General features: G+C 59.2%; 16 protein-coding genes. 6 read left to right on the forward strand and 10 right to left on the reverse strand.

Translation table 11 applies throughout. The annotated features are described in order from the left end of the window. Positions 1 to 151: 151 nt before the first annotated feature. Genes ACYZT1_RS20665 through ACYZT1_RS20675 form a run of 3 tightly spaced genes read right to left on the reverse strand, consistent with a single transcriptional unit; the run spans position 152 to position 1,262 of the window. Positions 152 to 775: an SOS response-associated peptidase gene (locus tag ACYZT1_RS20665; RefSeq protein WP_462016480.1), complete on the reverse strand. Its 624-nt coding sequence runs from the start codon at positions 773 to 775 to the stop codon at positions 152 to 154. Positions 776 to 809: 34 nt separating this feature from the next. Beyond that, positions 810 to 1,070 carry a putative signal transducing protein gene (locus tag ACYZT1_RS20670; RefSeq protein ID WP_462016481.1) on the reverse strand — a complete coding sequence of 87 codons (261 nt, stop codon included), beginning with the start codon at positions 1,068 to 1,070 and terminating at the stop codon, positions 810 to 812. Positions 1,071 to 1,079: 9 nt separating this feature from the next. After that, on the reverse strand, positions 1,080 to 1,262 hold the full coding sequence (locus tag ACYZT1_RS20675; protein ID WP_462016482.1) for a CPXCG motif-containing cysteine-rich protein: 183 nt from the start codon (positions 1,260 to 1,262) through the stop codon (positions 1,080 to 1,082). A 143-nt stretch (positions 1,263 to 1,405) separates the two neighbouring features. On the opposite strand from ACYZT1_RS20675, the gene ACYZT1_RS20680 reads away from it, so the two are divergent. Then, positions 1,406 to 2,569 carry a 1-acyl-sn-glycerol-3-phosphate acyltransferase gene (locus ACYZT1_RS20680; protein WP_462016483.1) on the forward strand — a complete coding sequence of 388 codons (1,164 nt, stop codon included), beginning with the start codon at positions 1,406 to 1,408 and terminating at the stop codon, positions 2,567 to 2,569. A gap of 64 nt (positions 2,570 to 2,633) precedes the next feature. Here the strand turns inward: ACYZT1_RS20680 and ACYZT1_RS20685 are convergent, their stop codons facing one another. Then, positions 2,634 to 2,912 (reverse strand): hypothetical protein, encoded by a 279-nt coding sequence (locus ACYZT1_RS20685; protein WP_462016484.1) that lies wholly within the window; start codon positions 2,910 to 2,912, stop codon positions 2,634 to 2,636. A gap of 195 nt (positions 2,913 to 3,107) precedes the next feature. Between ACYZT1_RS20685 and ACYZT1_RS20690 the strand changes: the two genes are divergently transcribed. Beyond that, the gene (locus ACYZT1_RS20690; RefSeq protein ID WP_462016485.1) at positions 3,108 to 3,314 is read left to right on the forward strand and encodes a hypothetical protein; all 207 of its coding nucleotides are present in this window, start codon (positions 3,108 to 3,110) and stop codon (positions 3,312 to 3,314) included. A gap of 180 nt (positions 3,315 to 3,494) precedes the next feature. On the opposite strand, the gene ACYZT1_RS20695 is transcribed toward ACYZT1_RS20690, so the two are convergent. Beyond that, a complete protein-coding gene (locus tag ACYZT1_RS20695; RefSeq protein ID WP_028622679.1) occupies positions 3,495 to 4,079 on the reverse strand; it encodes a YajG family lipoprotein in 585 nt (194 codons plus the stop codon). A gap of 206 nt (positions 4,080 to 4,285) precedes the next feature. Between ACYZT1_RS20695 and ACYZT1_RS20700 the strand changes: the two genes are divergently transcribed. Continuing rightward, positions 4,286 to 4,519, forward strand: coding sequence for a hypothetical protein (locus ACYZT1_RS20700; protein ID WP_462016486.1), 234 nt, complete (start codon positions 4,286 to 4,288; stop codon positions 4,517 to 4,519). A 733-nt stretch (positions 4,520 to 5,252) separates the two neighbouring features. After that, a complete protein-coding gene (gene mqo, locus ACYZT1_RS20705; protein WP_462016487.1) occupies positions 5,253 to 6,761 on the forward strand; it encodes a malate dehydrogenase (quinone) in 1,509 nt (502 codons plus the stop codon). A 208-nt stretch (positions 6,762 to 6,969) separates the two neighbouring features. Here the strand turns inward: mqo and ACYZT1_RS20710 are convergent, their stop codons facing one another. The 3 genes from ACYZT1_RS20710 to ACYZT1_RS20720 all read right to left on the reverse strand — a co-directional run bounded on the left by ACYZT1_RS20710 (position 6,970) and on the right by ACYZT1_RS20720 (position 8,466). Further along, a complete protein-coding gene (locus tag ACYZT1_RS20710; protein WP_462016488.1) occupies positions 6,970 to 7,257 on the reverse strand; it encodes a PA4642 family protein in 288 nt (95 codons plus the stop codon). A 174-nt stretch (positions 7,258 to 7,431) separates the two neighbouring features. Then, entirely contained in the window at positions 7,432 to 7,905 is a 474-nt protein-coding gene (locus tag ACYZT1_RS20715; protein WP_462016489.1) for a WbuC family cupin fold metalloprotein, read from the reverse strand. A 3-nt stretch (positions 7,906 to 7,908) separates the two neighbouring features. Then, complete coding sequence (locus ACYZT1_RS20720) at positions 7,909 to 8,466, reverse strand: hypoxanthine-guanine phosphoribosyltransferase (RefSeq protein WP_462016490.1); 558 nt, start codon at positions 8,464 to 8,466, stop codon at positions 7,909 to 7,911. A gap of 163 nt (positions 8,467 to 8,629) precedes the next feature. Between ACYZT1_RS20720 and upp the strand changes: the two genes are divergently transcribed. Continuing rightward, positions 8,630 to 9,268, forward strand: coding sequence for a uracil phosphoribosyltransferase (gene upp / locus ACYZT1_RS20725; protein ID WP_462016491.1), 639 nt, complete (start codon positions 8,630 to 8,632; stop codon positions 9,266 to 9,268). A 2-nt stretch (positions 9,269 to 9,270) separates the two neighbouring features. After that, entirely contained in the window at positions 9,271 to 10,545 is a 1,275-nt protein-coding gene (locus ACYZT1_RS20730) for a uracil-xanthine permease family protein (RefSeq protein WP_462016492.1), read from the forward strand. A gap of 130 nt (positions 10,546 to 10,675) precedes the next feature. Here ACYZT1_RS20730 and hemH read toward each other — a convergent pair whose 3' ends face one another. Both hemH and ACYZT1_RS20740 read right to left on the reverse strand, forming a co-directional pair. Beyond that, a complete protein-coding gene (gene hemH / locus ACYZT1_RS20735; RefSeq protein WP_462016493.1) occupies positions 10,676 to 11,701 on the reverse strand; it encodes a ferrochelatase in 1,026 nt (341 codons plus the stop codon). Between the two features lie 13 nt (positions 11,702 to 11,714). Continuing rightward, positions 11,715 to 12,617, reverse strand: coding sequence for a TIGR01777 family oxidoreductase (locus ACYZT1_RS20740; RefSeq protein WP_462016494.1), 903 nt, complete (start codon positions 12,615 to 12,617; stop codon positions 11,715 to 11,717). Positions 12,618 to 12,714: the final 97 nt, after the last annotated feature.

Raw genomic sequence — 12,714 nt, forward strand, 5'->3', positions numbered from 1 at the left:
CCTAGGCGCGGAATGACATCGGCGCCAGATACAACTGATATACAGACTTTTGTTTGAGGAAAAGCTCCCGTTGCGGGCGTGAAATATTTCCGCTCTGCAGGATTGCAGCGAGGTCCTGCTTGCCCGCGAAGAGGGCAGCGAAGACACTGAATCAGCCGGGTGTCAGACACTCCGGCCCATTGAGCTTTGGGTCATTCACCAAATTGGCCAATACCCGCTCGCGCAACGCGGCGGGTTCGCCAAACAGCAACGCCTGCAAGGTGTGCAACGGTGTTTGCGGGTCCAGCCAGGTTTGCTGGCCCGCCGCGTCGAGGATCAGCGGACGTCGCTGATTTGAGGCCGCCTGAGTGATCACCGCGGTGCTCAGCCACACCTGCTCCTGCACCGGGTACGCTTCCCAGATGGCCGCAAAAAACAGCGTCGAGCCCTCCCCTGGCGTCAGCCAGTAAGGGCGTTTGCGCGCAGTGCCGCGCCATTCGTAAAAACCATTGGCCGGCAGCAGACAGCGCCGTTCGCGCAATGCCTGACGGAACATCGGCTGTTCGGTGACGGTTTCGGCGCGGGCATGAGCCGGGGTGCGGGATAAATCAGTCAGCCACGGCGGCGTCAAGCCCCAACGGGCGCGGGCCAACTCGCGTTGACCGTCAGCGCCGGCACGCAGCATCAACACCGAATCGTTGGGGGAGATATTCCACTGGGCCTGCTGATCGGCGGGAAAACCAGGCAGGGCCGCGAAGGCGGGGGTCCAGCGAAACAGGGCATAACGTCCACACATGGGGCAACACGACTCTTATAAAACGAACGCCAGCCTAACAGACCAGCGTGCCGGGAAAGCTGTCCGGTTCTTCCCCGGGCAGCGGCAGCGCGGCATTGTACGCAGCGATCAGTTCCCGGGCGTAATCCGCCTGATCGTTATCGACAGACAAGCCCAGCAGGCCGAACATCGGCAGTTCACCAGTGCCCCCGACCAGATCACGCCCAGCCAGATGCGCCTCTATACCCTCACTGGCAAGCATGCCTCGCAGCAGCTCGCCCTCCATCAGGTTTTCCGGTTCGTAGATTCGCTGCATAGCCGCCCCTTACTCGTTTTCGCTGAACACTTCGAGGTGCCATTCCTCGCCGTGCACCTGTAACACAAACGTTATCGGCCGACAGCACACCTGGCAGTCCTCGATGTACGTCTGGTCGCCCCCCGACAGGTCGATAGACGTCTCGACCTCTTCACCACAATACGGACATTCATACAGCGCAGTTTCCAGCATCGAGGTCTCCCAGGTGACTTGTGCGTATAATCGCCGGTCTGTTTGCAGGGCTATTTTTGTCTGGCTGAATTTTTCAGGCCGTGCCCCGTTGTTTTTCGATCAAAACCTTTACTTACCCTAGCCGTTTCCAACAAGAGAGCATGATGGGCGAATTCGATGCCATCCGACCTTACGACGACAGCGAAGTCCCGGCGGTACTGAACCGGCTGCTCGGCGACAAGGCATTTCTAGACATCCTTATCCACTTCCGCTTCCCGCGTTATGCCGGTGCGTTCGGCTGGATGCTCAAACCTCTTATATCCCATCGCTTGCGCCGTGAGTTTGCCGGTGTCACCTCGGTGGCGACTTTGCAGGACAAAGTCGAGTATTACGTCGATCACACCATTGAGCGCGCCACCGACGGGGTAACCTACACCGGCGTCGAGCAGTTCAAATCCGGCAGCGCCTACCTGTTCATCGCCAATCACCGCGACATCGTGATGGACCCGGCCTTCGTCAACTATGCCGTGTATCACGCCGGCCTGCCGACACCGCGCATCGCGATTGGCGACAATTTGCTGCAGAAGCCCTTCGTCAGCGACCTGATGCGCCTGAACAAAAGCTTCATCGTGCACCGTTCCATCAGTGGTCGACGCGAGAAAATGGCGGCGTATCAGCTGCTGTCAGCGTACATCAACCACTCGATTCGCAACGATTGCGCCTCGATCTGGATCGCTCAGGCTGAAGGCCGGGCCAAGGATGGCGATGACCGCACCGAGTCGGCAATTCTCAAGATGTTCCACATGAGCCGCAAGGACGAGCCGTTCGGCGAAGTCATTCGTTCGCTGAACGTGACCCCGGTATCGATCAGCTACGAATACGACCCGTGCGACCAGGCGAAGGCACGGGAGTTGTACATCCGCGCCACCACCGGCACCTACACTAAAGTGCCGGGCGAGGACGATGTGAGCATCGCCAAAGGCATCACCGGCTACAAGGGTCGCGTGCATGTGAATTTCGCCGCGCCGATCACTGAACTGTTCGAAGACACCAAGCTGTTGGCCATCGAAATGGACAAGCAGATCCTCGGCGGGTATCGCCTGTTTCCGGTGCATTACCTGGCTTACGCGCAGTGGAAAGACGCCGACCCGCGATTGCTGGTGCCACTGGCTTCCGAGGTGTTTGAGGCGGATGAACTGGCCAAGGCTCAGGAAGAATGGCAGCGTCGCCTGGCTGAGTGCCCGGCGGAACACCGTCCATTCATGGTGCAGCAATACGCGACGCCGGTGCGCAATCAGTATCGGGTGAAGGCGGGAATGGCGCTTTAGGTTTTGCTGGATACGACAACGATCCCCTCGCCACAGAAGCCCCTCACCTCGGGGTGTCAGCGCTTTACAAACGGGTGCTGATCCACGACACCAGCAGCGCCACGCCCAGGCAGGCGAAACCGAAACGGTAAAAAAACCGGTTCATGCGCAGGGTCGCCCAATCCAGGGCAGGCTCCTCGCTCGGCCGGCGCTGGCGCTGGGCCTGAAGGCTGGCCAGCGCACGCTGCTCACGTTGACGCGTGGCATGCAGCAACCAACTGCCGGGGAACGCCAGCAGCAGAGCGAGCAGGTTGATCAACTTGGCGGGGTGAGCAGTAAACAGCGTGATCAAATGCAGCGACATCACAAACCTCGGCAAAACCTGAGTGGCGGACGCCAGACCGGCGACCGCGCCGCGGATTCTACCGAAAGCCTGTCTACCTGCCCTGCCTTTGCGACAAAAAAACCCGAAACATCCGACAGAATGTTGCTCTGTGTCACGGCACCGTCATCTGAGTACGCCAGTCTGGCGCCCCTCGAAAACGACACGGACATCATCATGCTGCACGCCGAAAACCAGGATCGCCTTTACTTCATGGCACAAAATGACGAACAACAGGCGTTGGTCGGCAGCCTTGCCTTCAATGTTCAGGATCGTAACTGGCTGGTTTATTGCGCACTGGGCGGGCACCAGCACGCGGACTTGCCGGAGATGGATTTGCTGACCGGCGTGAGCGTCCTCGATTTTTACTCGCAAGCTGCCTGACACCATCTATCCCTGTGGGAGCGAGCTTGCTCGCGATGAGGGCGCGACATTCAACATTGAAGTTGTCTGACACGCCGCCATCGCGAGCAAGCTCGCTCCCACAAAAACCTGCTAAAACGAGCAGGCACAAAAAAGCCCGGAGCCATCACTGGTACCGGGCTTTTCAATTTCAGCGGACGATTATTCGGCGAGCACCTGACCTACCGTCGGGTCCTTGAACAGGCGCGTCAGCGCGTCGCTCAAGACATCGCTGACCAGCTTGGTGTTGGTTTCCTGGTTCGGCGCCATGCCGAAACGCTGATCCAGCGACGCGCCATAACGGCCGCTGTAACGGCGGTTGGCGTTTTGCACGTCGGAGCGGAACGTCGCGCCAATGGTCGCCTCAGTCACGTACATGCCTTCTTTGGGCGACTGATATTTCAGTTCGGCCAGGGTCACGGTCAATTGCGGCGCGTTCATCGCGTTCGACGTCGGCGTAAAGCCCAGCAGGCGCACGGCGGCTTCGGCTTGCGCTTGCAGTTTCGGCAGGATCTGCGCGCCTTGCACCGTGATCGCACTGGTTTCCGGGTACATGCCACCGCGGGTACCCAGAGTTGGCGACGGACGACCGTCTACGACTCTCACTACCACCGGCTGACCACGGCCGACCGGCGCAAGTTGAGCGTTCAGCTTCGGCTCGGGATTCAGTTGTTGCGGGCTGTGGGCGCAGCCGGCCAGGGTCAAACCGGTCACAGTGATCAAACCGAACAACAGGCGTTGCAACATGCTCTTCTCTCCAGAATCAGGCACTAACAGGCCGGCAGTATAGCGGTGCGTCATTGTCGCGAACCAGCGTCTCGCAACGATTGCTGAAATCTCTGACAGAGCCGCCGCATCGCCGTTCCTGTCACACAGATGTCATCGCCCTTACACGTGCGCGTCACGGCTCACTGGCACTCTTCACAGCAATCACCCTCACACGGTATTTCGCCATGCGCTATCTCGTCTCGCTGTTCGCGCCACGTCCGTTGCACCGCTGCTTCGCCCTGCTCGACCGCAACGGTCACTGCCAGGCGTTCAAGCAGTGCAGCCTTCAGCCGATGGGCGATGGCTGGGTCGAAATCGAAGAAATCCGCCTGAACTGGCTGCACCAGGCGTTGCCCCCCAGCGCACGTGTCAGCCCGCGTCGGCCACGCTCACGCGTGCAGCATCTGTTGACCACCTGACCAGACGCTTAATAAAAGTCATTAAACACGTCCATTTCCCCGCGTTTCTTCGCTACAATCTCCCCCCGATTATAAGGACGTCTCCTGATCGGGCCTCGCGACATCGTCAATGCGCCAGCATTGGCACCTTTTACCGCCCACAGAGAGCCGCCCACCCAGATCGAGTGAAGCTGGCGTGCTTGCTGTTACTCTGGCAAAAGCCCACTTTGCGCGAATCTGCAGAGCTGTCATTACGCTCGGTCACTGAGCTTGTTTGCCCGTTTTTGCCTGCCATGACATCCGTGGCGGCATGTCACTCGGGCACAGTGCCAGGCCTGGACAGCCCTTTTTGAGGTTCACGTCTTCAAAAGAGCGTGAAAAAAACGGGTTTTCACAACTTCACAAGAGTGTGGCGAGCAAATGAATAGTTTTGCGTCTGAACATGCACCATTAGCGTCTGAAACAGCCCAACGACACAGGACCGAGTACTCCTCGAACACCGGAGCCTGAAGCCTGTCCGCTACGGATTTGGTTGCACAAACGGATGTATCGACCATAAGTCGAATTGCCAGCCGCGCGTCGAAGTGAGTTCATGGACCTCATTGACCTGGCCGGTAGCGTCCGTCGAAGTTGCGATGAATTGCGAAGATTCGGACATGGCATCACCGCCACGGGACCTGGGGCTTCACTGACACGCCCCGCCCCTGGCAGCCATGCCGACAATTTGGTGCTGCAGATTTTGGAGACGCGTTAAATGGCGCATAACGAAGCAGTCGACGTAGTACTGGTTGGGGCCGGCATCATGAGTGCCACCCTGGCGGTACTGCTCAAAGAGCTCGACCCCGCGATCAAGCTGGAAGTCGTCGAGCTGATGGATTCCGGGGCTGCGGAGAGTTCCAATCCGTGGAACAACGCCGGTACCGGTCACGCCGGGCTGTGTGAGCTCAACTACACGCCACAGGCCGCCGACGGCACCGTCGACATCAAGAAAGCCGTGCTCATCAACACCCAGTTCGAGGTGTCGAAGCAGTTCTGGTCGTACCTGACCAAAAAAGGCACGTTCGGCTCGTGCAAATCTTTCATCAGCCCGGTGCCGCACCTGAGTTTCGTGCAGGGCGACGGCGGCGTTTCCTTCCTCAAGAAACGCTTCGAGGTGCTGAGCAAGCACCACGCTTTCGCCGACATGGAATACACCGAAGACAAGGCGAAGATGGCCGAGTGGATGCCGCTGATGATGCCGGGCCGTCCTGCCGACGAAGTCCTCGCCGCCACCCGTGTGATCAACGGCACCGACGTCAACTTCGGCGCCCTGACCAACCAATTGCTCAAGCACCTGACCAGCGCACCCGATGCCCAGGTCAAGTACTGCAAGCGTGTCACCGGCCTCAAGCGTAACGGCAGCGGCTGGACCGTCAGCATCAAGGACGTCAACAGCGGCAACAGCCGTGAAGTCGACGCCAAATTCGTTTTCCTCGGTGCGGGCGGCGCGGCACTGCCGCTGCTGCAAGCGTCGGGCATCGAAGAAAGCAAAGGCTTCGGCGGTTTCCCGATCAGTGGCCAGTGGCTGCGATGCGACAATCCGGAAGTGGTCAAGCATCACCAGGCCAAGGTTTACAGTCAGGCTGCGGTCGGTTCGCCGCCCATGTCGGTGCCGCACCTTGACACCCGTGTGGTCGATGGCAAGAAGTCTCTGCTGTTCGGGCCTTACGCCGGTTTCACCACCAAGTTCCTCAAGCACGGTTCGTTCATGGACCTGCCGATGTCCGTCCGCGCGGGCAACATCGGCCCAATGCTGGCCGTGGCGAAAAACAACATGGACCTGACCAAGTACCTGGTCAGCGAAGTGATGCAATCGATGGAGCAGCGCCTCGATTCCCTGCGTCGTTTTTATCCGGAGGCGAAAGCCGAAGACTGGCGCCTGGAAGTGGCCGGCCAACGGGTGCAGATCATCAAGAAAGACCCGAAAAAAGGTGGCGTTCTGCAGTTCGGTACCGAACTGGTGGCAGCGAAAGACGGTACGCTGGCCGCCTTGCTCGGCGCTTCGCCGGGTGCCTCGGTAACGGTTTCGATCATGCTTGAGCTGATCGAGAAGTGCTTTGCGGCCAAGATGTCCGGCGAATGGGCGACCAAGCTGGCGGAAATCTTCCCGGCACGGGAAAAAGTCCTGGAGACCGATGCTGCGCTGTATCGCAAGATCAACACGCAGAACAACATCGCCCTGGAACTGGTTGAAGAAAGCAGCGAGACCCCAAGTTACGCTTGATTCAGCCCCATAAAAAACGCCCCGCTCTCATTGAGATCGGGGCGTTTTTTTGTGGCGAGGGGATTTATCCCCGTTCGGCTGCGCAGCAGTCGCAAATCTTTTGAATGCGGTTTGCCTGACAAACCATGCAAGCAGGTTTTGGGGCCGCTTCGCAGCCCAACGGAGATAAATCCCCTCGCCACAGGTATTCGGTTCGCTTCGGATACGATCAGCCGCGAGCCTTGGCAATCAGCTCGATGTACTCGGCGGCATTGCGCTGATCGTTGATCACCGCCACGAAGTCATTGCCGTGCTCATCCTTGCCGTCCAGATCAAAACCGGCTTCGACGAAGAACGTCAGAAAACGCTCGAAATCATCGATACGCAAGCCACGGTAGGCCTTGATCAGTTTGTGCAGCGACGGTGAAGTGGCATCGACCGGCTCGAAATCGAGGAACAATTTGATCTGCTCGTCGCCGATCTCGTCACCAATCACTTGCTTCTTATCTTTACGCATTGCCGACTCCAGCTCGCAGACATTTCACGGGGCGGGCAGTTTACCCCTCACTGGCCGCCGGGCTCAACGCGGACGAATCGTCCACGGTGTGCAGATCGGCCGATGTGGCCGTCGGCGTAGCTGAGGAGGCCGGGCACTGCAGCCTGTGGCTACAGGATCAAGTTTGCTGACAGATCAATCGAATTGCGCGCGCATCCAGGCGTGATACTCGGCGACGCCGGGTTGGCCCTCACGCGGCGCCCAGTCTGCAAGTTCGCCTTCACCCACCGGTCGGTAAGGGCCCGCCTTGCACTCGAACATGACGGTGTCCGCTTCCAGCACGATCAGGCCATGGAACACGCCCGTTGGCAGGTCGACGCCGACACAGTCGCCACCGGCCTGCAGGACCTGTTTGTTAACCACCGCACCGGACTCGTCGAAAATCAACAAACCCAGACGCCCCTTGACCACCAGCAACGTCTCGGCCTTGTGCTCACCCAAATGCCGATGTGGCGGGATGTAGGTAGCGGGTTGCAACCCCACCGCCATGCGATGACAGGCATCATCCATCTGATGGAAATTGTGATGCTGACGTCCACGAGGACTGGCCGCCGCTTTCTCGGCCAATTCGTTGAACAGGGTTTGATCAAGAAAGCTCGGCACGGTCATTTTTTACATTCCTTTAACGGCGAAAATGCCGTTGGCGTTACGCCAGTAGCCTTTGTAGTCCATGCCATAACCAAAAATGTAGCGGTCGATGCACGGCAAGCCGACGAAATCGGCCTTGAGGTCCGGGCGCGCTTTGCGCTCGTGGTCCTTGTCGATCAACACGGCAGTGTGCACTTTGCGCGCACCGGCATGTCTGCAGAAATCGATGATTGCGCCGAGGGTGTGACCTTCGTCGAGGATGTCGTCGATGATCAGCACGTCGCGATCGATGAACGAAACTTCCGGCTTGGCTTTCCAGAACAGGTCGCCGCCACTGGTTTCGTTGCGATAACGGGTCGCGTGCAGGTAAGACGCTTCCAGCGGGAAGTGCAGATGAGTCAGCAGCTTGCCAGCGAAAATCAGGCCGCCGTTCATCACGCAGAAGACCACCGGATTGCTGTCAGCCAGTTGTTCGTTGATGTGCGCACCGACGCGGGCGATGGCCGCCTCGACTTCAGCTTCGGTGTACAGGCAGTCAGCCTCTCGCATGATTTGACGGATATGCTCGAGATCAGCGGACATGGCGCTCTCCGGGGGTTGGGGAATCAGGAAAAGCGGGCAAAGGTACGCATCCCGCACGGTCATATCAAGCCTTTGTGGACTAACGTACTCTGTGTCTATAGGACAACACCCTCGGATAGATTAATCTAGGCCGGTTTTTTTGCCCGCCGCCGGAGCCTTTCCCATGCCCATCCTCGAGATCCGCCACCCGCTGATCCGCCATAAACTTGGCCTGATGCGCCGTGCAGACATCAGCACCAAGAATTTCCGTGAACTCGCTCAGGAAGTCGGTGCCCTGCTCACGTACGAAGCCACCAAAGACCTGCCGCTGGAAGCCTACGACATCGAAGGCTGGTGCGGTACCGTGTCGGTCGAGAAAATCGCCGGCAAGAAAATTACCGTAGTGCCGATTCTGCGCGCCGGTATCGGCATGCTCGAAGGCGTCCTCAGCCTGATCCCGGGTGCCAAAGTCAGCGCGGTCGGCGTGGCCCGCAACGAACAAACGCTGCAGGCCCACACCTACCTGGAGAAACTGGTCCCGGAAATCAACGAACGTCTGGCGATGATCATCGACCCGATGCTCGCCACCGGCAGCTCCATGGTCGCCACCATCGACCTGCTGAAAAAGGCCGGTTGCCGCGACATCCGCGCGATGGTCCTGGTCGCTGCGCCCGAAGGCATCGCCGCTGTGGCGAAGGCTCATCCGGATGTAACCATCTACACCGCGTCCATCGATGAACGCCTCAACGAACACGGTTACATCATTCCGGGCCTGGGCGACGCCGGTGACAAGATTTTCGGCACCAAGCAGAAGGACGCTTGAGCATGCAGGAAGAGTTCAACGATCCGCTCTGGCGCACAGTGCTGTCCGGCGCACAGATGCTGTTCGTGGCATTCGGCGCGCTGGTGTTGATGCCGCTGATTACCGGTCTTGACCCTAACGTGGCACTGTTTACCGCAGGCCTGGGGACGATTCTGTTTCAGCTCATCACCGGCCGTCAGGTCCCGGTGTTTCTGGCGTCGAGCTTCGCGTTCATCACTCCGATCATTCTCGCCAAAGGCCAGTTCGGCCTCGCCGCGACCATGGGCGGCGTGATGGCGGCCGGTTTCGTCTACACCTTCCTCGGCCTCGCCGTGAAGGTCAAAGGCACCGGTTTCATCGACCGCTTGCTGCCACCCGTGGTGATTGGGCCGGTGATCATCTCGATCGGCCTGGCCATGGCGCCCATTGCCGCCAACATGGCGATGGGCAAGGCTGGCGACGGCACCGAGCTGATTCATTACCAGACAGCCATGCTGATCTCGATGCCGGCGCTACTGACCACGCTGATCGTGGCGGTGTTCGGCAAAGGCATTTTCCGCCTGGTGCCAATCATCTCCGGTGTGCTGGTCGGTTTTGCGATGGCCTTCTACTTCGGCGTCGTCGATACCGCAAAAATCGCCGCTGCGCCCTGGTTTGCCATCCCGGCTTTCACGGCACCGGAATTCAACTGGCAGGCAATCCTGTTCATTGTGCCGGTGGCCCTCGCGCCAGCGATCGAGCACATCGGTGGGGTGATTGCTGTCGGCAGCGTGACCGGTCGCGATTACCTGAAGAAGCCGGGCCTGCATCGCACTCTGCTTGGTGATGGTGTTGCCACCACCGCTGCCGGTCTGTTCGGCGGTCCGCCCAACACCACCTACGCCGAAGTCACGGGCGCGGTGATGCTGACCAAGAACTACAACCCGAAAATCATGACCTGGGCGGCGATCTTCGCCATCAGCCTGGCGTTCATCGGAAAATTCGGCGCGTTGCTGCAGAGCATTCCGGTGCCGGTGATGGGCGGGATTTTGTGCCTGTTGTTCGGCTCGATTGCAGCGGTGGGCATGAACACGCTGATTCGCCACAAAATCGATCTGGGCGAAGCGCGCAATCTGGTGATTGTGTCGGTGACATTGGTGTTCGGCATCGGCGGCGTGCTCGTCGGCACCGGAACCGGCCCCGACGATTGGGGTTTGAAAGGTATTGCGCTGTGCGCAGTGACGGCGATTGCGTTGAACTTGCTGCTGCCGGGCAACGATGGCTGGAAGCACAAGAAGCCGGAGGAGCCGCTGCTGTAATCGCTTTAAATATTTGCAATCAGTTGGAGAGCTATCGCGAGCAGTCCCGTGCCCACAGTTGATCTGCAGTGTTCACAATGAGTGTGCACGCCGAAAATCCAGTGTGGGAGCGAGCCTGCTCGCGATGCTCTTACAGCGCCAGCGGTGCCCTTTCGCACAATGTACTCAACGCCTTCGCCCACTGCGGATCATCATTGAGGCACGGCACCAGCACCAACTCCTCGCCCCCCGCCTCAATAAACTGCTCTTTGCCGCGATCGCCGATTTCTTCCAGCGTCTCAATGCAGTCGGCGACAAATGCCGGGCACATCACCAGCACTTTTCTCACACCCATCCCCGCCAATTCATCGAGGCGCGCTTCGGTGTAGGGTTCGATCCACTTCGCCCGCCCCAAACGCGACTGAAACGAGACCGACCATGTACCGTCCGGCAAGCCCATGCGCCTGGCAAATTCCGATGCAGTGCGCAGACATTGCGCGCGGTAACAGGTAGCGAGCACCTGCGGCGAAGCGTTCTTGCAGCAATCTTCATTTTTGAAGCAATGCTGGCCCGTGGGGTCGAGCTTGGTCAGGTGCCGCTCGGGCAATCCATGGAAGCTGAGCAGCAAATGATCGTAATCCTGCTGCAAATGTGGTCTGGCGCTGGCCACCAGTGCGTCGAGGTATTCCGGCTGATCGTAGAACGGCTGAAGAATCGAGAACTGCACGTCAAGAGTGTTCGCGCGCACCACCCGCCGGGCTTCTTCGATCACCGTGGTCACGGTGCTGTCGGCGAACTGCGGATACAGTGGCGCGAGGGTGATCCTCTTGTGGCCTTGCGCAACCAGTTGCAGCAACTTCGTTTCAATCGACGGCTCGCCGTAGCGCATCGCCAGTTCCACGGGCCCATGAGCCCACTGCGACGTCATCGCCTGCTGCAACCGTCGGCTGAGCACCACCAGTGGCGAACCCTCCTTCCACCAGATCGAGGCGTAGGCGTGGGCCGACTGCTCCGGGCGCTTGATCAGAATCAGCGACACCAGCAAGCGGCGCACCGGCCATGGCAGGTCGATCACATACGGGTCCATCAGAAACTGATTGAGGTAACTGCGCACATCCGCCACAGACGTAGAGGCAGGCGAGCCCAGATTAACCAGAAGCAATGCGTGATCGGTCATGCAACGTCCTATTTCAAAGGCGGCTGGACAAGTCGTCCAGAGCCGCGCGCAATTCGGTGAACTGGAAAGCGAATCCCGCTTCCAGCAAGCGAGCCGGCATGGCCTTCTGGCCACCGAGCAAGAGTAATGACATCTCGCCCAGACACACTTTCAACGCCAGCGTCGGCATGGGCATGAACGTGGGGCGGTGCAATACGCCGCCGAGGGTCTTGGCAAAATCCCGATTGCGCACCGGGTTTGGCGCGCACGCATTATAAGGACCGCTGGCAGCGTTTCGCTGCAGCAGAAAATCAATCAAGGCGATTTGATCCTTGATATGAATCCACGGCATCCATTGTCGACCATTGCCCAGCGGCCCGCCCATGCCCATTTTGAACGGCAGCAACAGGCGCGACAAAAAGCCGCCATCGGCCGACAGGACCAAACCGGTACGTACGAGCACCACACGAATACCCATGGCTTCGGCGCGTTGCGCGGTTTCCTCCCAGGCAATGCACAGCTGACTGGCAAAATCATCGATCACCGGCGGCGATTCTTCGGTCAGTTCGCGCTCTCCCCCATCGCCATACCAGCCGATCGCCGAACCCGAGATCAGTACCTGGGGTTTCTGCGCGCGGCGTTCGAGCCAGGCCAGCATTGTCTCGGTCAGGGTGATACGACTGCTCCAGAGCAAGGCTTTGCGTTTGGTCGTCCATGGCCGGTCGGCGATCGGTGCGCCGGCCAGATTGACGACGGCGTCCAGCGTGTCCTGGCCGAGGTCTTCAAACAGCGCAATACCGCGCACCCCTGCCCCGCAAATGGCCGCGACTTTTTCCGGTGTACGGCTAAGGACGGTCAAATGATGGCCCTGACTCAGCCAGTGTTTGCAAAGCTGACGTCCTATCAAACCAGTACCGCCGGTCAGCAATATGTGCATGACTTCTTCCTCGCGTGGCGTTTTACCGTGATCACTAGTCTATTTTTATAAGCAGGGATCTTTGGTATCGAGCAGGCTCTGTGGTTAACAATAGGCC

Source organism: Pseudomonas sp. PB3P13, from assembly GCF_054897735.1.